Annotated in this window: 8 protein-coding genes; all 8 read left to right on the top strand. The window is 72.0% G+C overall.

The features are described from left to right. Positions 1-2 precede the first annotated feature (2 nt). The 8 genes from AB4850_RS00710 to AB4850_RS00675 all read left to right on the top strand — a co-directional run bounded on the left by AB4850_RS00710 (position 3) and on the right by AB4850_RS00675 (position 21,845). Complete coding sequence (locus AB4850_RS00710) at positions 3-1,766, top strand: carbamoyltransferase (RefSeq protein WP_414440712.1); 1,764 nt, start codon at positions 3-5, stop codon at positions 1,764-1,766. A gap of 14 nt (positions 1,767-1,780) precedes the next feature. Next, positions 1,781-3,865, top strand: coding sequence for a hypothetical protein (locus AB4850_RS00705; protein WP_414440711.1), 2,085 nt, complete (start codon positions 1,781-1,783; stop codon positions 3,863-3,865). Between the two features lie 23 nt (positions 3,866-3,888). Next, positions 3,889-5,124, top strand: coding sequence for an MFS transporter (locus tag AB4850_RS00700; RefSeq protein WP_414440710.1), 1,236 nt, complete (start codon positions 3,889-3,891; stop codon positions 5,122-5,124). Positions 5,125-5,267: 143 nt separating this feature from the next. After that, a complete protein-coding gene (locus AB4850_RS00695; protein WP_414440709.1) occupies positions 5,268-10,604 on the top strand; it encodes an amino acid adenylation domain-containing protein in 5,337 nt (1,778 codons plus the stop codon). Then, positions 10,601-17,446, top strand: a complete 6,846-nt coding sequence (locus AB4850_RS00690) for an amino acid adenylation domain-containing protein (RefSeq protein WP_414440708.1) — start codon at positions 10,601-10,603, stop codon at positions 17,444-17,446. The genes AB4850_RS00695 and AB4850_RS00690 overlap by 4 nt, the downstream gene beginning before the upstream one ends. Beyond that, a complete protein-coding gene (locus tag AB4850_RS00685; protein ID WP_414440707.1) occupies positions 17,436-20,612 on the top strand; it encodes a type I polyketide synthase in 3,177 nt (1,058 codons plus the stop codon). The genes AB4850_RS00690 and AB4850_RS00685 overlap by 11 nt, the downstream gene beginning before the upstream one ends. Positions 20,613-20,673: 61 nt before the next feature. Beyond that, positions 20,674-20,847, top strand: coding sequence for a hypothetical protein (locus tag AB4850_RS00680; protein WP_414440706.1), 174 nt, complete (start codon positions 20,674-20,676; stop codon positions 20,845-20,847). Then, positions 20,847-21,845 (top strand): MupA/Atu3671 family FMN-dependent luciferase-like monooxygenase, encoded by a 999-nt coding sequence (locus AB4850_RS00675; protein ID WP_414440705.1) that lies wholly within the window; start codon positions 20,847-20,849, stop codon positions 21,843-21,845. The genes AB4850_RS00680 and AB4850_RS00675 overlap by 1 nt, the downstream gene beginning before the upstream one ends. Positions 21,846-21,849 lie beyond the last annotated feature (4 nt).

The raw sequence follows: 21,849 nt of genomic DNA, 5'->3' as shown, positions 1-21,849 counted from the left end.
AGATGAACGTTATCGGCATATCGGCTCACTATCACGACGCGGCCTGTTGTCTGCTGGTCGACGGCAAGCTCGTCGCCGCGGCCGAGGAAGAGCGCTTCACGCGACTCAAGCACGATCCGTCGATCCCGCGGCACGCGCTGCGCCACTGCCTCGATGCCGCCGGCCTCGATATCGTCGATATCGACTGCATCGCCTATTACGAGAACCCGCACCGCAAGCTCGAACGGCAACTGGCGATGAGCCTGCCGCATCTGCACGCGCGGCCGAACCTGTCGTTTCGCCGCCAGGTCGATCCGGCCATCGTCATGCACGACATTCGCGAGGTGCTCGGCTTCGAGGGCCGCGTCGAGTGCTTCGAGCACCACCGCTCGCACGCGGCCAGCAGTTATTACTACGCCGGCTTCGACGACGCGGCGGTGCTGACCGTCGACGGCGTCGGCGAGTGGAACACGATGTCGTTCGCGCAGGGTCGAGGCAGCCGTCTCGATCTGCTGGGGCAAGTCGATTTTCCGCATTCGATCGGCCTGCTCTACAGCACCATCACCGCCTATCTCGGCTTCGAGGTCAACGAGGGCGAATACAAGGTGATGGGCCTCGCCCCGTACGGCAAGCCGACGCTGACCGAGCCGATGCGGCAGTTGGTGAGGTGCAGCGAGGGCGGCAGCTTCGAGCTCAACCTGCAATATTTCGCCTTCATCGGCGAGGATGTGATGTACAGCCCCGCGCTGGAGGCGTTGTTCGGCCGCCCGGCGCGCCAGCGCGGCGCGGCGCTCGACAGCTTCCACTACGACGTGGCGCGCAGCCTGCAACTGGTGCTGGAGGAACTGCTGCTCGAGAAGGTCCGTTATCTGCACGCGCTGGTGCCGTCCGAGAACCTCTGCATGGCGGGCGGCGTGGCGCTCAACTGCGTCGCCAACGGGCGGATCCACCGCGAGGGGCCGTTCCGCAACCTGTTCGTGCAACCGGCCTCCAACGATTCCGGCTGCGCATTCGGTGCGGCCGCGCTCGGGCACGTGCTGCTGACGGGCGAGGCGCCGGGCCTGGGAGAGCTGCGTCACGTCTATCTCGGCAGCGCCAACGAGAGCGCCGAGGTGAGCCGTCTGCTGGAGAACTCGCCCGCACGCTGGCAATCATTCACCGGTGACGAGGCCGCGCTGGTCGATGCCGTCGCCGAACGGCTCGCTGCGGGCAAGGTGATCGGGTGGGTGCAGGGCGCGATGGAGTTCGGCCCGCGTGCGCTAGGCGCGCGCTCGATCCTCGCCGATCCGCGCGTACCCGACATGCGGGAGCGAATCAACCGGGCCGTCAAGAAGCGCGAGGGCTTCCGCCCGTTCGCGCCGTCGGTGCTGAAGGCGCACGCGTCGAGCCACTTCGATCTGGCCTATCCGTCGCCATTCATGCTGGAGACCTGCCAGACGCGCTCGCCGCTCGAGCTGCCCTCGATCACGCACGTCGACGGCTCTGCACGCGTGCAGACCGTGGACGAGGCGGTCAGCCCGCGTTACGCGCGGCTGATCGAGGCGTTTCACCAGCGCACCGGCTGCCCGCTGCTGCTCAACACCTCGTTCAACCTGAAGGACGAGCCAATCGTGCGCACCGTCGAGGACGCGCTGATCTGCTTCCTGCGCTCGGCGATCGACTGCCTGGTGGTGGAGGACGCGCTGATCGATCGCGACGAAGTGCCCGAAATCTGGCTGAAGCGCTTCGGCGACACCGCCCCGCTGGTCTCGTCGGGCATCGCCCACAACGTCTACAGTTTCATCTAGGAGGCGAGTACCCGATGACATCTCCCACTCTAATTCGTTTGGCACAACTAATTGGTGATAATCGAGACGCACCCGAGATCATCGACCTCGTCAAGTCGCTGGTGCTCGGCGAAGCCACTGCCCTTCCGGCTGCCACCACGACGAAGCCGCCCGCCGGGCTTGCCGTATCGAAGCCGGCCGAGGCCGGCGACACGATCGGCTGCTGGCGGCGCGTCGCCGATCATCCGCAGCGTTTCGAGCGCATCAAGGACGCGCAGGGCAACTGGCGCACCTGGGCGGACCTGGAGCACTTCGAGTTGGACGGCGCGGCGCGGCGCGTGGTGTTCGTCGGCGAGTCGGCCGGACGCGGCTTCCTCTACGACCCCTACCTGACGCCCGCCGGCGTGCTGCACAAGCACCTGGAGCGACTCTCCGCATCCTCGGTGCAGGTGCTCGACCTGGCGCGCACCAACATGAGCTTCACGGAGAGCGTCGAGATCTCGACGCTCTCCGCCGAGCTGCTGCAGCCCGACGCACTGGTGCTGTTCGCCGGTAACAACTGGCTGTCGGCCGGCGACATCTTCGGCTACGTCGATCTGGTGGGCCTGTCGTCAGCGCTGCGCGCCGACGGGATCGCGGGCCTCGTCGCGACGCTCGAGCAGGCGCTGGAAGGCTTCGCCGCCCGGCTCGTCGGCACGCTCGCGCGGATCGGCACGAGTACCGGCGCGAAGCTGGTGCTCGCGATCCCCGAATTCAACCTGCGCGACTGGAAGCCCGGCTTCACGCAGGCGCCGCCCCTGTTGTCGGGGCCGGCGCTCGCGCAATGGGAGGCGCTGCGCGCCGAGGCCGAGGCGGCCCGCGAGGCCGGCGACGATACGCGCCTCGAACGTGCGGCCGACGCAATGCTTGGGCTCGACGGCGGCCATGCCTCGCACAGCCTGTGGCTGAAGGCACAGGCGCTGCTGCACGCACAGGGCGCGCCGGCCGCGCGGCCCTGGCTCGAAAAGGCACGCGACATGGCGGCGATCCTGCCCGTGCCGCAGGCGCCCGGCATGCACACGCGCTCGATCGACGCCCTGCGCCGGCACGCCGCTGCGGCCGGCATCGCCGTCGTGGATCTGCCACAGCGCATCGCCGAAGAGGGGGCGCTGCCGGGCCGCGAGCATTTCCTCGATTACTGCCACCTGACCGAACTCGGTATCGATACGCTCGCGCGGCATGCGGCGGCGGCCGTGGTGGCCGCGCTCGGCTGCGGCAAGCCTGGCCCCGACAAGGCCGACGACAAGCCGGCCTATGCGCTGTCGGCGCGCGCCCGGGCCAGCGCCATGTTTCTCGCGGCGATCCACAACGCGAACTGGGGGCAATCGGGCGAGATCATCGCGCACTGGGTCGACTCGGCGATCGACACGGCGCCCGACGACGTCAGGCGCTGGTACCGCTCGTTCCTCGCGTTCGAGACTTGCCTGCAGCCGCGCTGGACGCACCAGGCATTCGACGATCTCGACATCGCGCAAGTGGAGCGCTACATGGGCTTCAAGCTCAACCCGCACCTGGCTGACCACGAGTTGAAGTCGGCGATGGTTCAGGCGCTGGCGCGCCACGGCGAGACCGGCGTGCGCGAAGCCTGGCATGCGCAGCTGTTCGACGCCTATCTGCGGCCCGGCACCACGCAGGACCTGTTGCAGCCGCAGCACGCGGCACGGCACCACGCGGCGCTTCGCCCGTTTCACGAGAACCCGGGCTACTACCAGGCCGTTGGCGGCGAATCGGACTTCGCCGTGATCTCGGACGGCCATGCCGGCGCCGTGCTGCGCTCCGTGATCCGGGCCCCGCGCGGCTTGTACGGGCCGGCCCGCTGCCTGGTCAGCGTCAACGGACGCACGGTCGGCACGCTTGCCGTCAGCACCGCCTGGAGCCGTGCCGAAACGATGATTCCCGCCGATGCGCTGGTGCCCGGCGTGAATCGCCTGGTGCTGCACTGGCCCGCACCCGACCGCGTCGACGACACGCTGGTCGAGCGCGCTGCACGCAGCCTGTCGATGCAGCGTGGTCCGGAGGTGTTTCACGTGCGTGGGCAAATCCACCGCCTGACGCTGATGGCTGCGAGCCCGGCCGCCTAGCCCTCGAATCCCGGAGCCCTTCCATGTCCACGCTGTCCCGGATCCTCGCGCTGCCGCCCGTCGCGCGGCTGATCTTGTTATTCCAACTGCTGATCAATGCCGGCAGCTTCATGGTGATCCCGTACCTGGCCGTCTATGTGGTCAAGGACATTGGCCTGAGCGTCGCGTTCGCCGGCATTGTGCTGACCGTCAAATCGGCCTGCCAGCGCGGGCTGATCCTCTATGGCGGCTACCTGGCCGACCGCCACGGCGAATTCGTCGCAATCGTGCTCGGCAACGTGTTGCGGATCGCGTCCTATCTCGGGCTCGCGCTGTTCACGCACGACGCCGGGCTGCTGGTCAGCGCGGCGCTGCTGGGCGGCAGTGCCGCGCTCTTCATCCCGGCCTCGAAATCGGTACTGGCCAAGGTCGTGACCGACGACCAGCTCCACTTCGCCTATGCCACGCGCAACGTCTTCAACAATCTCGGCGTGGCGGCCGGCGGCATCCTCGGCGGCGTGCTGATGCGCCTCTCGCCGACGATGATCTTCCTCGCCGCGGCGGCGATCCAGGCGATGGTGCTGGCGTTTTTCGTCGTCGCGGCGCGCGGCGCGACGCGTTCGCGGCCGGAATCGGCCCGGTCACGGCCGGCCGCGCCGACGTATTCGTTCGGCGCGGCGGTGCGCGAGATCCTGCGAAGCCGCGGCTTTCTCGCGATGTCGCTGGTCAACGTGGTGTTCTACGCGATCTACATGCAGCTCGAGCTGACGCTGCCGCTGCACGCGAACCAGCAGTACGGGACGGCCGCCTCGGGCCTGATCTTCACGATCAACGCAGTGGTCATCATCGCGCTGCAGTTGCCGCTCACTCAGTGGCTCGCGCGGCGCTGGTCCGCGCACGCGATGCTGGCGGCGGGCTTCGCGATCGTGGGCGCGAGTTTCGCCGGCTTCGCCGGCCTGCCTGGGCCGCTGTGGTTCGGCCTGATGATCGCCGTCTATACGATCGGCGAGATGATCATCGACCCGACCATCGATGTGACGGCCAACCGTTCGATCCCGCGCCAGTACGCCGGCACCGTGTTCGGCATGCTTGGCCTGACCGCGCTGCTCGGCTCGCTGCTGGGTGGCACGCTCGGCGGCGAATACTATGCGCGGCTCGCGAGCAAGTCGCTCTACTGGAGCGGCTACGCGGCCCTCTCGCTGGCCGCCTGCGTGGCGCTCGGCTGGGCCGCGCGGCGCCGGCATCCGGCCCTCTCGCGGCAGTCCGATGGCGCCGTCTGACGAGCGCGCGCGCCGAGGCCGACTCCCGTCCGACACGCCGTGACATCGGGTCCGCGCAAGCGGCCCGAGAACGCCCTTTCCTTCTCAAGCGAATTACCTCGATGCCGCACCGGAGCGCGACGATGAATGCCTTTGAAGCCACAATGAGTCGGTTCGATCATCTTCACAACTTTGGCCAATGCCTGCGTCACTGGGCAGCCGTCAAGCCGTACGACACCGCGTTCCGGTTCCTGACCGACGGTGTCGTCGAGGCACCGCAACTAAGCTTCGCCGAACTCGACCGGCGCGCCACCGCGATCGCCGCCCGCCTCGCGCGCGAATGCCCGAGCGGCGGGCCCGTGCTGCTGCTCTATCGGCCCGGGCTCGACTTCATCGCCGCGTTCTTCGGCTGCCTCTACGCGGGCTGCGCGGCTGTGCCGGCTTATCCGCCGTCGGGTCGCGCCACGCGACGCAACCGGCTCACAGCGATCATCGCCGATTGCGGCGCTGGCGCGATCCTGACCAGCGACGATCTGGTCGAGGCGATCAGCGAAGAGATCGCGCAGGCCGACGTGCCGTCGCGCGCGAGCGTGATCGGCACCGACGCGCTGCTGGCCGCGCCGGGCGTGGTATCCGACGCCGAAGGGGCCTTGCTGCCCGCCAGCCATCTGGCGTTCCTGCAATACACCTCGGGCTCCACCGGCCGCCCCAAGGGCGTGCGCGTCACGCACCGCAACCTGCTCGCCAACGAGCGCGCGATCCGCGAGGGCTTCCGCCACGGTCCGGACACGGTGTTCGTCGGCTGGTGCCCGCTGTATCACGACATGGGCCTGATCGGCAACGTGCTGCAGCCCGTCTATCTCGGCATCCCGTCGGTGCTGATGTCGCCGCTCGAGTTCCTGCAGCAGCCGCTCAAGTGGCTGCGCGCGATCTCGACCTACGGGGCCACCACCAGCGGCGGCCCGAACTTCGCCTACGAACTCTGCGCGACGCGCATCGCCGAGGCCGACAAGGCCGGGCTCGATCTGTCCTCGTGGCGCGTCGCGTTCAACGGCGCCGAACCGATCCGCGCCTCGACGCTCGACAAGTTCGCGACGGCGTTCGCCGACTACGGCTTCGATGCGGGCGCGATGTTCCCGTGCTACGGGATGGCCGAGACCACGCTGTTCGTGTCGGGCGCCGTGCCCGGTGCCGGCGCGCTCACGCGCCGCGTCGACGCGCTCGCGCTGCAGGCCGGGCGCTGCATCGACGCGGTCGACGGGCAGCCTGCCGCCGAGCTGGTGAGTTCGGGGCGCGTGGGCGGCGACCAGCAGGTGCGCATCGTCGATCCGCACGGCCTGCGCGTGAGCGGCCCCGGGGAGATCGGCGAGATCTGGGTGCGCGGCGGCAGCGTCGCCGACGGCTACTGGAACCGCGAGGACGACACGCGCGCCCAGTTCGACGCCCGCATCGCCGGGGAGGACTCGCCGCCGTTCCTGCGCACCGGCGATCTCGGCCTGCTCGACGGCGGCGAACTCTACGTGACGGGCCGGCTCAAGGAGCTGATCATCATCCGCGGGCGCAACCACTATCCGACCGACATCGAGCAGACCGTCGAGCAGAGCAGCGCCGACTTCCGCGCCGGCTGCGGCGCGGCATTCGCGATCGACGGCGAGGACGGCGAGCGCCTGGTGGTGGTGCAGGAGATCCAGCGCGCCGTGCGCAAATCGCTCGACGCCGAGGAGGCCGGGCGGCGTGCCGCCGCCGCGGTGGCGGCCGCGCACGGCATTCCACTTCACGAGTTGGTGCTGGTGCAGGCCGGCGTGGTGCCCAAGACGTCAAGCGGCAAGAACCAGCGCACGCTGGTGCGCCAGCACTACCTGAACGGCGAGCTGCCGGTGCTCGCGCGCGCGCGGCCGGGGGCGGGCGCCGAGGCCCCCGCGGCGGCGATGCCGGCCGCACCGCTCGTGCCGGTCGACAGCGTCGAGGCATTGAGCGAGCGCGTGATCGCCGCGATGCTCGGCGCGGCGGGCGCGGCGCGCCCCGAGGTACGGGCCGCCTCCGCGCTCGCGCTCGGCCTCGATTCCCTCGCGCTCGTCGATCTGCAGACCCGCCTGGCGCGCGAATTCGGCGTGGCAGTGGCACTCGACGAACTGATGGACGACCGGCCCGTGGCGGAACTCGCGCGCGAGCTGGCCGCACGTGCGCTCGACGGCGGGGGCGCGACCGATGGCGCAACCGGCGGCGAGGCGGCCGCGCCCCCGCCGCCCGCCGTCGACCCCACCGCCCTGACGCCCTACCAGGAAGCGATCTGGACGGCGCAGCTGTGGGACCCGTCCTCGCCCTGCTTCAACCTGGTGCTGCCGCTGCGAATCCGGATGCCGCTCTCGGCCACGCAGGTGCGCGAGGCGCTCGCGGCGCTGACGGTCGCGCATCCGAACCTCGCAAGCCGCTTCGTCGAGGACGGCAACGGCGAGATACGGCAGCAGCCGGCAACGACGTCAGCCGGACTGCTCGACGTGATCAACTGCGCCGGGCAGTCCGACGATGCGCTGCGCGCGCGCATTGTCGCCTCCACCGGCGTGCCGCTCGACCTGTTCGGCGGCCCCGTGTTCCGCGCCGAACTGCTGAGCCGCGCGCCCGACGATCATGTGCTGGTGCTGATCGCCCATCACCTGGTTGCCGATCTCGGCTCGCTGCAGACGGTGCTGGCCGACTTCGCCGAATTCCACGCGTGCCTCGCCGAGGGCCGTCCGCTGCCGGCGCGCGCCACCGCGGCGGCCGCCGCGCCCGACTATCGCGCCCGGCTCGCCGCGCTGCTGCACGAACCGCGGGCCCAGGCCGACCGGCAATACTGGGCCGCGCGCCTCGCCACCCCGATCGAACCGCTGGCGCTGCCGCTGGCACTGCCCGGCGAAACCCCGGCGGGCCACGTGGCCGGCGCGGGCATGAGCGTGGACATCGACCTCGACGCCGCGCTGACGAGCGCGCTCGACACGCTCTGCGCCGGCCAGCGCGTGACGCGCAACATGGCGCTGCTGGCGGCGTTCTTCGCGTTCCTGCACCGCTACACGGCGCAGCGCGACCTGGCGGTGGTCACGCCGGCGGCCGTGCGGCCCGGCAGCGAGTTCGACGACTGGGTCGGCTACGGCGTGAACCTGCTGGTGATCCGCGAGGCGGTGGACGGCGAGCTGCCGTTCACCGCGCTGCTCGCCGCGATGAAGCAGACCGTGGCCGGCGCGCTCGCCCACCGCGCCACGCCGTTCATCGACCTGGCGCGGCGCTTCGCGCGGCGTGACGCCGACGTGCGCCATCCGTTCTCGCGCATCCTGTTCGCTTATCACAACCTGAACCGCCTGCCGCAGGCCGCCGACCTGCTGGCGGGCGCGGCGGGCCAGCCGCTCACGGTCGACACGCTCGCGCTCGAAAGCTTCCCGGTGCCCACCCCGGCCGCGCAAACCGACCTCACGCTGGTCGCGATCCAGGCCGGCGAGCGGCTCGTGCTGCGTTTCGAGTACGACGCCACACTCGCCTCGCGCGCCGCGGTCGAGCGCATGGCCGCGCATTTCCTCACGCTGCTCGGCGCGCTGATCGCCCGGCCGGACCAGCCGGTCGCGCGGGCCGCGCTGCTGGAGGCGACGGAACGCGAGCGGCAATTCGTGACGTGGAACCACCGGCCGCTGCCGGCCGCGCCGGCCGGCACGAACGTGGCAGCGGAGCACACCACGGTCCACGCGATGATCGACGCAATGGCGCGTCGCGTGCCCGAGCGCATCGCCGTGCGCACCGACACCGAACACCTGGACTATGCGCGGCTGCGGCACGACTCCGACGCGCTGGCCGCCGCGCTGCACGCGCGCGGCGTGCGCCACGGCGACGTGGTGGGCGTGGGCCTGCCGCGCGACGTGCGCCTGCCGGTGATACTGCTGGCGATCTGGAAGGCCGGTGCCGCCTATCTGCCGATCGACCTCGGCGTGCCGGCCGAACGCGTGCGCCAGATGCTGGACGACGCGCAGGCCACGCTGATCGTCGCGCCCGCCGCGCTGCAGAGCGCGCTCTGCGACGACGGCTGCACCTGGGTCACGCCCGAGGCGCTCGCGGCGGATGCGCCGGCGGCCGCCTCGCCGGTCGCGCCCGACGCTGGCGGCGGCCGCGACAGCCTTGCCTACGTGCTGTTCACGTCCGGCTCGACCGGGCGCCCGAAGGGCGTGGAGATCGAGCATCGCAACGTGCTGTCGCTGCTCGCGTGGATCGGCGCCAGCTACTCGGCCGACGAGCTGGCCGCCGTGTTCGCGGGCACCTCGATCGCGTTCGACATCTCGGTGTTCGAGCTGTTCGGCCCGCTCGCGCACGGCGGCTGCGTGGTGATCGGCGAGAACCCGGCCACGCCGCCCGCCACCCCGGTGTCGCTGATCAACACCGTGCCGTCGGCGGCGGCGGCACTGCTGGAGACGGGCAGGCTGCCGGCCAGCGTGGTGACCGTCAACCTTGCCGGCGAACCGCTGCGCCAGTCGCTGGTGGACGCGCTGTACGCGCGCGGCACGATCGGCAAGGTCTACGACCTCTACGGGCCGACCGAGGACACCGTCTATTCGACTGCGGTGCTGCGCGAGCCGGGCGGCTTCGACACCATCGGCACGCCGCTGCCGGGCAAGCGCGTCTACCTGCTCGACGCGCAGGGCGAGCCGGTGCCGGTGGGCGTGGCGGGCGAGCTGTACCTGGCCGGCGACGGCCAGGCGCGCGGCTACCGCCACCGGCCCGACCTGACCGAACACGCGTTCGTCCCGGTGCCGGCGCTGGCCGACCTCGAACCACGGCTCTACCGCACCGGCGACATCGGCCGCCAGCTGGCCGACGGCCGCATCGTGCTGTCGGGCCGGCGCGACCACCAGGTGAAGGTCCGCGGCCACCGCGTCGAACTCGGCGAGATCGAGGCCGTGCTGCTGCGGCACCCGGCGGTGCGCGATGCCGTGGTGGTGCAGACGCGTCACACCGCGCCGGCCGGTGACGGCGGCGACGGCCAGGACGCGCTGCTGGTCGCCTACCTGGCCAGCGGCGACGTGCCGGGAGAGGCCGGCGGCATCGACGCGGTGCGCGAGTTCGCGGCCGCCTCGTTGCCGAGCTACATGCGTCCCGCCGGCTATGTGCTGCTCGAGGCGCTGCCGCGCAACGCGAGCGGCAAGGTGGACCGCGCCGCGCTGCCGCGCTTCGACCCGGTCGCGCATGACGCCGCCGCCGCGCCGGCCAGCGACGCGCAGCGCGCGGTGCTGGCGATCTGGGAGGCGGTGCTCGGCTTACAGGGCTTCGGCATTCATGCCGACCTGTTCGAACTCGGCGGCCATTCGCTGCAGGCGATCCGGATCCTCACGCGCTGCAGCGAGCACTTCGGCGTCGAGATTCCCCTGCGCGAGGTGCTGGAGCGCACCACGGTGGCCGACCTGGCCGCCTACATCACGTTACTGGCGGCGCGCTCCGGCGCCGCCGACGAGCCCGGCGGCGCCCGGGAGGAGGTGCTGTTGTGAGTACCGTGAGCTTCGTGGCCGATCTGCAGCAGCGCGGCATCCGCCTCTACGCGAAGGCCGGCCAGCTGGCCGCCGACGCCGCACCCGGCATGCTGACGGCGGGCCTGATCGAGCAGATCCGCGACCGCAAGGCCGAGATCCTCGACCTGCTCGACTCGCTCGACGCGCAGGCGGCCCGCGCGCGCGACGTCGCCCCGCCTGAGGCGGCAGCCGATGCCGGTGATGGCGGCGACACGGCCGGCGACGGCCCGCTGTCGGACGGCCAGCAGCAGATGGTGCTGGCCAGCCGGCTCGCCCACCACGCGGCCTACCACCTGCCGGCCCTGTTCGCGATCGACGGCGCGCTCGACACGGACGCGCTCGCGCACGCCTTCGCGGCCGTGCTGCGGCACCACGAGGCGCTGCGCACGCGCTTCGTCGAGGCGGATGGGCAATGGCTGGCGCGCGTCGACGCGGCGGACGCGTTCTCGCTGCCGATGACGCACATGAGCGAGCTGGACGCGCTCGCCTTCGCGCGCGGCGAGGCCGACCGCCGCTTCGATCTGGCCGCCGAATGGCCGTGCCGGGTGCGCCTGCTGCGCACCGGCCACGCGCGCCATCTGCTGGTAATCGTGCTGCATCACGTCTGCTGCGACGGCGTCTCGGTGGGCCTGCTGATGCAGGAGATTGCCACCGGTTACGCGGCGGCCCGCGCGAAGGCCGCTACGTCCGTTACGTCCGTTACGTCCGGCCTGTCCGCCCGAACCGGCAACCACGGCAGCCATGGCGACGGCACGGGCCGGGGCTCGGCGCCGGGCCGCCGCTTCGCCGATTTCGTGCGCTGGCAGCAGCGGCGCCTCGGCTCGCGCGAGCAGCGCGCGGCGCGCGACTACTGGCGCGAGCGCTTCGCGCGGCCCGCGCCCGCGCTCGCGCTGCCGGCCGACCGGCCCGGCTCGGCCGAACAGCCGGCCGCCACGCTGCGCCTGGCGCTGCCGGCCGCGCTGCGCGAGACGCTCGACGCACATGCGCGGCAACACCGGCTCACGCGCTTCACGCTGCTGGTGGCGGGCTTCGCCGCGCTGCTCAGCCGCTACGCTGGCGAGGAGGACGTGGTGATCGGCACGCCGATCGCGAACCGCACCCACGCCGAATGGCAGGCCCTCGTCGGCTTCGTCGCCAACACCGTGGCGCTGCGCTTCGACTGCGCGCTCGACCGGCCGATCGGCCAGTTCCTGGAGGCGGCGTCGAGCACCGTGCGCGATGCGCTGATCCACGCCGAGCTGCCGTTCGAACAGGTGCTGCGCGCGATCGACCGGCCGGCCGGCGCGCCGTTGTTCCAGGCGATGTTCGCGATGCAGCCGGCCTCGGCCGCCTCGTTCGCGCTCGACGCGCTGGCGGTCGCCGCGCTGCCGCTCGCGCCGTCGCAGACCAAGTTCGACCTGACGCTGCTGGTGGAGGATGACGGCGACGACGCCGAACTGGCCTTCGAATACCGTGCCGACCGCTTCGACGGCGGCTGGATCGCCGACCTCGCGCGCCGCTACCTGCTGCTGCTGGAGCGACTCGTGGCCGATGCCTCGGCATCGCCCGAACGGCCGCTCGGCCAGCTCGATCCGAGCGAGGCCGCCGACTTCGCGCGCCTCTCGCGCGGATGGCGCGACAACACGGTCGAGCGGCCGCCCGTGCCGGTCCACGCGCTGGTCGCCGCCGCCGCCGCGCGCACGCCGCAGGCGCTGGCGATCATCGCGCCCGGCGGCAGCCTGCGCTACGGCGAACTCGACGCGCTCGCGAACCGCTACGCGCATGCGCTGATAGCCGCCGGCGTGGCACCGGGCGACCGCGTGGGCGTCTGCCTGCCGCCCTCGGCACGCCTGGTCGCCGTGGTGCTCGCGATCGGCATGGCAGGCGCCGCCTACATTCCGATGGACCCGGCCTACCCGGCCGAGCGCCTGCAGGCGATGGTCGACGACGCGCGACCCACGCTCACGATCGTCGAGCCGCCCGCACCGGTGCTCGGCGGCACCACCGTGCTCGCGCTCGAGCAGCTGCACGCGCAGGCGGCCGCGCAGCCGGCGCACGCGCCCGAACTCGCGCTCGCGCCCGGTGCCGACCCGATGGCGCTGCCGCTCTACGTAATCTTCACCTCGGGCTCGACCGGCCGCCCCAAGGGCGCCGTCGTCACACAGCGCAACTTCGTCAACCTGCTGCACTGGTACGCCGACACCTTCGGCTTCCACGCGTACACCCGCGTGCTGCTGCTGAGCGCGCTCAGCTTCGACCTGACCCAGAAGAACCTGTTCGCGCCGCTGCTGCACGGCGGCACGCTCATCATCAAGAGCCGCGCCGATTTCGATGCGCCGAGCGTGGTGGCCGACATCGCGCGGCAGCGCGTGAGCGTGGTCAACTGCACGCCGAGCATGTTCTACGCGATCGTCGAGGCGGACGCGGCCAACGGCTGGCGTGGCATCGAGACCCTGCGCCACGCGTTCCTCGGCGGCGAGCCGATCTCGCTCGGGCCGCTCGACGACTGGCTGCGCGAGGCGCCGCAGCGCACCGAGATTGTCAACACCTACGGGCCGACGGAATGCTCGGACGTCTGCGCCTACAAGCGCCTGCCCACGTCGCTCGACCACTGGCCGGCCGTGGTGCCGATCGGCGCGGCCCTGCCCGGCTTCAAGCTGGTGGCCGTCGACGAACACGACCGGCCGGTGCCCGACGGCATGGCGGGCGAGCTGCTGGTGGGCGGCATCGGCGTCGGCGACGGCTACGTGGGCCGCCCCGAGCTGAACGCCGAGCTCTTCTTCGTGCCCGCGTTCGCCGCGCCCGGCGAGCGCTTCTATCGCACCGGCGACCGGGTGCGGCGGCGACCCGACGGCGATTTCGTGTTCCTCGGCCGCCGCGACCTGCAGACCAAGCTGCGCGGCTTTCGCATCGAGCTGGGCGAGATCGAGGCCGTGCTCGAGGCACAGCCGGGCGTGGCGCGCGCCGCCGCCAGCGTGAGGCGCGGCGAGGCCGGCGACGAGCGGCTGCTCGCGTTCGTCGTCGCCGAGCCGGGCGCCGCTACCGGCCTGGACGCCGCGCGCCTGCTCGGCGCCGTGCGCGGCCGGCTGCCGGCCTTCGCGGTGCCGCAGGCGATCGTGCCGCTCGCGGCGCTGCCGCTCACCCCGAGCGGCAAGCTCGACCGGCGCGCGCTGGCCGCGCTCGACGCCGGCACCATGCCCACGGCCGACGCGCCGCCCCACGAGGCGCCGCAGGGCGCGCTGGAGGCCCGCATCGCCGAGGTCTGGCGCGAGCTGCTCGGCCTCGCGCGCGTGGGGCGTCACGACAGCTTCTTCGCACTCGGCGGCCACTCGCTGCTCGCCACGCGGGCCGTGACCCGGCTCGTGAACCATCACGGCCTCGCGCTCGACATCGGCGACGTATTCGAGGCACCGACCGTGCGCGAGCTGGCCGAACGGCTCGCGGCGCGCGGCGTCGCGGTGCCGGACGCCGGCCGCGAGGTGGCCGGCGAGGTGACCGCGGAAGCCGCCGGCCGATTCGACGGCGCGCCGATCGCGCGCCGCGACGCGGCGGCCCCGTATCCGCTCTCGCCCGCGCAGCAGCGCATGGCGTTCCTCGCGCGCGTCGAGGGCAGCGCCTCGACCTACAACATGTCGATCGCGCTGAAGCTCGTGGGGCCGCTCGACGTGGCCGCGCTCGGGCGCGCGCTCGACGCGCTGGTGACGCGCCACCCGGTGCTGTCGGTCGCGTTCTCGGCGGACGGCGAACGCACCGTCCAGACGCCGTGCGCACCCGGGTTCGCCGCGCTGGCCGCGGTGCCGGTGGCGCCGGACGCGCTCGCCGCCACGGTTCGCGAACTGGCGAACCGGCCGTTCGACCTGGCGCGCGACACCACGCTGCGCGCCCATCTGCTCGCCACGGGCGCGGACCAGCACGTGCTGGTGCTGTCGATGCATCACATCGTCTGCGACGGCTGGTCGGCCGGCATCGTGCGAGACGAGCTGGGCCCGCTCTACGCGGCGGCACGCGCGGGCACGGACGCCGCGCTGCCGCCGCTGCCGGTCAGCTACTTCGACTACGCGCAATGGCACCGCGACTGGCTGTCCGGCGAGCGGCTCGCGCGGCTCGATGCCTACTGGACCAGCCAGCTCGCCGGGCTGCCCGAACTCTCGACGCTGCCCACCGACTACCGGCGCCCCGAGGTCGCGCTGCACGCGGGGCGAACCGAGCCGTTCGTGCTGCCCGACGCGCTTTCGGCCAGGCTCGCCGAGGTCGCGCGCGGGCACGGCGCGTCGCCCTTCATGCTCGCGCTGGCCGCGTTCCAGGCGCTCGTCGCACGGCTCACGCAACGCGCCGAGGTGGTGGTGGGCACGCCGGTGGCGAACCGGCTTCGCCCCGAACTCGAGGATCTGGTGGGACTGTTCGTCAACACGCTGGTGATTCGCCAGCAGGTCGACGACACGCAGCCGTTCAATGCGTTGCTCAATGCCACGCGACGCACGCTGCTCGATGCCTACGCGCACCAGGACATGCCGTTCGAGCGACTCGTCGAGCAACTGAAGCCGGCTCGCCACCTAGCCTACGCACCGCTGTTCCAGATCCTGTTCGTGATGGACACCGGCGCGCTCGACGGGCTGGACATGCCCGAGCTCGCCGTCGAGCGGATCGATGCGCTGCCCGGCTCGGCCAAGTACGACCTGAACATGCACCTGCTCGAGCGCGACGGCCGGCTGTCCGGCTATGTCGAATACGACACGGCGCTGTTCGCGCCGTCCACCATCCGGCGCCTGATCGAGATGTACCGCTTCGTGCTGGAACAGGTCACCGCCGCCCCGCACAGCCCGCTGCACGAGCTCGCGCTGCTCTCGCCAGCGCTCGCCGACGAACTCTCCGCACTGCCGGCGCGCGTCTCGCGCGCGCCGCGCGAAGCCACCATCGTCGAGCTGGTGCGGGCCAGCGCGGCGCGCTGGCCAGACCGGGCTGCCGTGATCGACGGCGACGCCTCGCTACCCTACGCCGGCCTGCTCGAGGCGGCCGAACGGCTGGCTGGCGCGCTGCTGGCCGAGAACGTACCGCGCGAGGCGCCGGTCGGCGTGCTGATGGGACGCTCGATGACCCGCGCGGTGGCGCTGCTCGGCACGCTCGTGGCCGGCTGCGCCTACGTGCCCCTCGATCCCGAATGGCCTGACGAGCGGATTCGCCAGATCCTGCACTCGGTCGGCATCACGGTACTGCTGGCCGAGGCCGGCCAACGAGCCGCGACGCTCGGCTTCACGGGCACCGTGATCGACCCGTGCGCGGCCTCGCGGCCCGCGCCGGGCGCGATGGGCGCGCGCCGCGATCCGGCTCCCGGCGATCTGGCCTACGTCATCACCACCTCGGGCTCGACCGGCACGCCCAAGAGCGTGATGGTGCCGCACCGCGGTGTCGCCCACGACCTCGTGTTCCTGGTCGAGTCGCGCGAGGTGCGGCCCGAGGATCGCGTGCTGCAGATCACGAACTTTAATTTCGATCCGTCGGTGCGCGACCTGTTCGGCGCCTGGGCCGCCGGCGCCGCCGCCGTGCTGCTGCCGCCCGAGGTCGCGCGCGATCCGGCCGCGTTGCTGACGCGGCTCGCGCGCGAGCGCATCAGCAAGGTGTTCAGCATCACGCCCACCCTGCTGCGCTCGATCCTGACAGTCGCGGAGACGCGCGGCGCGCCCGGCGAACTGCGGCTCGATACGCTGATGCCGTGCGGCGAGCGGCTGAGCGCCGAGGACTGCACGCGCGCCTGGGCTGTGTTCGGCGATGACCTGCGCATCGTCAACCAGTACGGGCCGACCGAGGCCACCATGACCTCGGCCAACCACCTCGTGACCCGCGGCGACCTGCGGCTGCCGCGCCTGCCGGTCGGGCTGCCGAATCCGAACACGCAGGTGCGGGTCCTCGACGCGCATCGGCGCGAGGTGCCGATCGGCACGTTCGGCGAGGTTCATATCGACGGCATCGGCATCACGCGCGGCTATGCGAACGACACCGGGCGCACCGCCGAGGCATTCATCCCGAACCCGTTCGCGGCGAGCGCCGATGCTCACGGCCCGATCCTCTACCGCACCGGCGACATCGGCCGCCGGCTCGACGACGGCAGCATCGACCTGATGGGCCGCACCGACGCGCAGGTGAAGATCCGCGGCAACCGCGTCGAGCCCGGCGAGATCGAGGCCGCGCTGGGGCGCATGAGCGGCGTCGAGCACGCGGCCGTCAAGGTGTTCGAGGACGCCGACAGCCAGCCGCAACTGGCCGCCTACGTGGTGCTGGGCACGGCGCCGGACGACCCGGAGCGCGCGCTGCGCCGCCATCTCGAACGCGAGCTGCCGTCCTACATGGTGCCGGTCTCGCTGCAGGTGATCGACGCGATGCCGACCACCATCACCGGCAAGATCGACCGCCGCCGGCTGCCCGAGCCCGTGGTACGGACCGGCTCCCGCGAGGTCCGGCACCTGCCGGCCAGCACCACCGAGGCGGGCATCGCGCAGATCTGGGCACATGCGCTCGGCCATCACGAAATCGATACCCGGACCAGCTTCTTCGAGCTGGGCGGCAACTCGATGCAGTTGATCTCGGTACAAGCGGCACTGCTCGCACGCTTCGGCCGCGAGCTGCCGATCGTCGACCTGTTCCGCCATCCGACCGTCGAGCTGCTGGCCGCCTTCCTCGACGCGGGCGGCGGCATCGCCCCGCCCGGCGGCCAGCCAGGCGGCGCCGATCACGGCGCACGCGAACCGTTGCTGTCGGCCGCCGCGCGCCGCCGAATCGAACAGCGCAAACACCGCAACACCGGCGCCACCGCGCGCCGACAGGGGAGAAACGAACATGAATCATGAAGTCGAGGGCATCGCGGTGGTCGGCATCGCCGGGCGCTTTCCCGGCGCGGCCGACGCGGACGCGCTCTGGCACAACGTGGTGGCGGGGCGCGAATCGATCCGGCGCTTCTCCGACGAGGAACTCGCGGCGGCCGGCGTGCCGCTCGAGTCGAGCGACGCGCCGCACTATGTGAAGGCACGGCCGCTGATCGACGACGTGAAGGGCTTCGACGCCGAGTGCTTCGGGATGACGACGCGCGAGGCCGAGATCACCGACCCGCAGCTGCGCCTGCTGATGGAGTGTGCGCACGAGGCGCTCGAACAGGCCGGCCACGTGCCCGGCGGCGACCTCACGGTGGGCGTCTACGCCGGCGTGCGGCTGAGCCGCTACCTCGAGGAGCACCTGCTGCCGAACCCCGACGTGGTCCGCTCGGTCGGCATCGAGTCGCTGCAGATGATCAACCGCAAGGACTCGGCCGCCACGCTGCTGTCATACCGGCTCGACCTGACCGGCCCGAGCATCAGTCTCAACACGGCCTGCTCGACCGGGCTGGTGGCCGTGCATCTCGGCTGCGGTGCGCTGCTGAACCATGAATGCGACATGGTGCTGGCCGGCTCGGCGGCGATACCCGCGTTCGATCCAGAGGGCTATCTGCACACGCCGGGCGGCATCCTCTCGCCGGACGGCCACTGCCGGCCGTTCGACCAGGCCGCGAAGGGCACGCTCGACGGCGCCGGGGTGGGCGTGGTCGCGCTGATGCGACTCGAGGATGCCGTCGAACGCGGCGTGCCGGTGCTGGCCGTGATCCGCGGCACCTCGGTGAACAACGACGGCGCGATCAAGATCGGCTACACGGCGCCGAGCGTGGACGGCCAGGCACGCGTGATCGCCGAGGCGATGGCCACCGCCGGCGTCGGCGCCGAAACGATCGGCTACGTCGAGACGCACGGCACCGCCACGCCGCTCGGCGACCCAATCGAGATCGCCGCGCTGACCCGGGCGTTCCGGCTCGACACCGATCGCATCGGCTTCTGCGGCATCTCCTCGCTGAAGAGCAATATCGGCCATGTCGGCGCGGCCGCCGGCATCGCCGGGCTCATCAAGGCCGTGCAGGCGGTGCGCCACGGCGTGCTGCCGCCAAGCCTGAACTTCGAGGCGCCCAACCCGGAGCTGCGGCTCGCCGACAGCCCGTTCTACGTGATCCGCGACGCGCGCCCGTGGCCCGCGGACCGGCTGCCGCGCCGCGCCAGCGTCAGTTCGTTCGGCATCGGCGGCACCAACGCGCACCTGATCCTCGAACAGGCACCGGACGCCGCCGCGGCACCGCAGGCCGACGCCGGCCCGCCGCGCGCGCGCCTGCTGCCGTTCAGCGCGACCTCGGAGGCGGGCCTCGCCGACTATGCGCGGCGCCTGGCCGAGGTCTGGCGCGCCACGGCGCCGCCCTCGCTCGACGCTGCGGCGCGCACGCTGCAGCACCAGCGCCGCGCGCGGCGCCATCGCGGCTTCGTGGTGGCCGCCGACGCCGCCGAGGCGGTGCGCGAGTTCGAGCGGCTGGCCGCCCGCGCCGCGCCGGCGGTGCCGGCCGAAGGCGCCCACCGGCCCGCGTCCGGCGCGCCGCCGGTGGTACTGCAATTCACCGGCCAGGGCGCGCAGAAACGCGGCATGGGCATGCTGGCGGCGAGTCGGCAGCCGCACCTCGCGGCCCGGCTCGACGAGGCCGCGCGCTGGCTGCGCGAGGACCACGGCATCGAGCTGGCCGCGCTCGTCGCCGACGGCCACGACCCGCGCTCGGGCCTGCGCCTGGACGCCACCGCCGGCGCCCAGCCCGCGCTGTTCGCGCTCGAATGGGCACTCGGCCGCTTCTGGCTCGACGCAGGCATCGTGCCGGCCGCGCTGGTGGGTCACAGCCTCGGCGAGCTGGTGGCCGCCACGCTCGCCAACGTGACGAGCCTGCGCGACGCGCTGCGGCTCGTGGTGGCGCGCGGGGCAGCGATGCAGCAGGCGCCGGCCGGCGCGATGCTGGCCGTGCCGCTCGGCGAGACCGCGCTCGCCACGCTGCTGGCCGCCAGCCCTGCCGAGGCGAAGACCTGCGTGATCTCCGCCGTCAACGGCCCGGCCGCCTGCGTGGTGTCGGGCAGCCTCGCCGGCATTGCCGCGCTCGAGGCGCAACTGACCGCGCAACGCGTCGTCCACAAGCGGCTCGACACCTCGCACGCGTTCCATTCGCCGCTGATGGAGCCGGTGCTCGAACGCTTCCGCGCAGCCTTCGACGGCATCGCGCTGCGCGCGCCGGAGCTGCCGATCCATTCGACCGTCACCGGCCGCCGGCTGACCGACGCCGAGGCGATCGACCCGGCCTACTGGGTCGGCCAGTTGCGCGCGCCGGTGCGCTACCAGCAGGCTTTGCAGGCCGCGCTCGCGGATCTGGCCGGCACGGCCGCCGTGGTGCTCGAACTCGGCCCCAGCCGCACCCTGACGAGCGCCGCGCGCGGCTTCGTCGAAGCACGCCATACGGTGCTGCCGAGTCTCGGCGGCGCGCCCGACGACGAGGCACGCGCCCTTCTGCAGGCGTTCGGGCAACTCTGGTGCCTCGACGTCCGGCTCGACTGGCGCGTGCTCGACGCCGCCGCCAGCGCCCCGCTCGCACCGCTGCCGACCATGCCGTTCACGCGCCGGCGCGCCTGGATCGAGCGTGTCGTGCCGGCCGCCGCGCCTGCCACGGGGGCACCGCTCGCGCCGTCCGGCCCGCTCACCCCGGCCGCAGCCGCTACGCCAGCCCCGGCCGACGCGGCCGAGCCCGTTCCCGCTTCCGCTTCCGTTCAACCCACCGATGAAGGACTGCCCATGGCCTCTCCAGAAGAAGACGGCACCGCCGCGCTGCACGAACAACTGACCGCGATCTGGCGCGACGCGCTCGGCGATCGCCCGATCGGGCCCGACGACAGCTTCTTCGACCTCGGCGGAAACTCGCTGCTGGCGCTGCAGGTCGTCGGCCGCATCAATCAGTCGTTCGGCGTGGCGATCAACCCGTCCGACATGCTGAGGCGGCCCACCGTCGCGGAGCTGTCCGACGTGATCACCGGCAAGCTGCTCGGCAAGACCGACGACGCCGATCTGGACGCGCTGCTCAACGAGATGTCGCAACTGTCGGACGACGACGTGCGCGAACTGCTGAAGCAGACTTGAACGGCCCCATGACCGCGAACCGAAGGCCGCGCGACCCGTGGCCCGAGCGAGGAACCCTGCCATGACCAACCTGCACGAACGCATCAATCAGTTGAGCGATGCGCAGAAAGCCGCGCTGCAGGCGCGGCTCGAACAAAAGCGAACGATCCGGCCGGCCGGCCGTCCGCTCGGCTTCGGCCTGCTGTTTTTTCGTCCGACGGCTCCGGCGGGACGGCCGGAAAATACGACCTGCTGATGGACGCGGCGCGGCTTGCCGACGCCGAGGGCTTCAGCGCGATCTGGACGCCCGAGCGCCATTTTCAGACCTTCGGCGGACTCTATCCCAACCCGGCCGTGCTGGCCGCCGCGCTCGCCATGGTCACGCGCCGCATCCAGTTGCGCGCCGGCAGCGTGGTGGTGCCGCTGCACGATCCGGTACGCGTGGCCGAGGAATGGGCGATCGTCGACAACCTGTCGGGCGGGCGCGTGGCGTTGTCGTTCGCGAGTGGCTGGCACCGCGACGATTTCGCATTCCGTCCCGACGCGTTCGAGACGCGGCGCGAGACGCTGGAGCCCGCGATCGACACCATCCGCCGGCTGTGGGCCGGCGAACCCCTCACGCTGGCCGGCGTGGGCGGCAAGCCCACCGAGATCCGCACGTTCCCGCGCCCGGTCCAGCCGGCCTTCTCGTTCTGGCTCACGGGCGCCTCGCGCGAGACCTGGAGCCGCGCCGCGCGGCTCGGCGCCAACGTGCTGTGCCTGATGGGGCCATCGCTGGCCGACCTGCGCGAGAAGATCAAGCTGTACCGCGAGGAGCGGCTCGCGGCCGGGTTCGACCCGGCCGGCGGCAAGATCACCGTGACGCTGCACACCTTCATCGACGACGATCTGGCCGCGGTCAAGCGGCAGGTGCGCGCGCCGCTGACCGACTATCTGGAAGATTACGTGCGCCAGTTCCGCAGCCTGATGCCGGCAGAGGAAGTCGCGCGGCTGGAGGGCGCGAAGGAGTCGATCCTCGATTTCGCGTTCGAGCGCTACTTTAATTTCAGCTCGCTGCTCGGCGATCGCACCAAGTGCATCGAGATGCTGAACCAGCTCACCGAGGCCGGCGTGGACGAGGTGGCCTGTCTGGTCGACTTCGGCCTGTCCGCCGACACCGTGATGGCCGGCTTGCGCAAGCTTGCCGCGCTGCGCCGCGAATTCGCCGACGCGCAGGCGCAGGCATCGCCGGCCGCCGCCGCGCCGGTCGCCTGAGCGC

The sequence above is a fragment of the Burkholderia sp. 22PA0106 genome (genome assembly GCF_047497155.1).
Taxonomy (GTDB): Bacteria; Pseudomonadota; Gammaproteobacteria; order Burkholderiales; family Burkholderiaceae; genus Burkholderia.
Note: the sequence above shows the minus strand (reverse complement) of the source record. Positions and strands in the feature narration are given on the sequence as shown.